This is a genomic window from Bradyrhizobium sp. NBAIM08 (assembly GCF_020193935.1).
Classification (GTDB): Bacteria; Pseudomonadota; Alphaproteobacteria; order Rhizobiales; family Xanthobacteraceae; genus Bradyrhizobium; species Bradyrhizobium yuanmingense.
In genome coordinates this window covers 1-424 of record NZ_JADYVR010000644.1, presented here as the reverse complement: position 1 = coordinate 424, position 424 = coordinate 1, and the positions used below count along the sequence as shown (strand labels likewise).

Here is a 424-nt window from a genome sequence, read left to right as displayed (position 1 = left end):
GAGGGGGCCGCGCGACGCCCTGTCGAGCGGCGTGGCGATGATCTATCAGGAACTGGCCATCGCGCCGCACCTGTCGGTCGAGGCCAACGTCCTGCTCGGGCAGGAGCCGAGTCGGCTGGGAGTCCTGCGCCGGGGTGTCGGCCGACGGGCGGTCGCGGAGGCCCTTCGGACGCTGGACCATCCGGACCTCCGCCCCGACGCGGTCGCGGGGTCGCTCAGCGTTGGGGCGCAGCAGGTGGTCGAGATCGCGCGGGCCCTCGTCTCGGACGCCCGGGTGCTCGTCCTCGACGAGCCGACGAGTTCGCTGACCGAGCACGACGCGGGTCGACTGTTCGCGGTGATTGCTCGGCTGCGCGCGAAGGGGCTGGCGATCGTCTACATCAGCCATTTCCTCGAAGAAGTCGTGCGGGTCGCCGATCGGTAC

General features: G+C 71.2%; 1 protein-coding gene. It reads left to right on the top strand.

What is annotated here, in order from left to right; all coding sequences use genetic code 11:
• A partial coding sequence (locus tag I6F37_RS41365; RefSeq protein ID WP_225154575.1) for an ATP-binding cassette domain-containing protein occupies nucleotides 1–424 on the top strand: 424 nt, incomplete at both ends.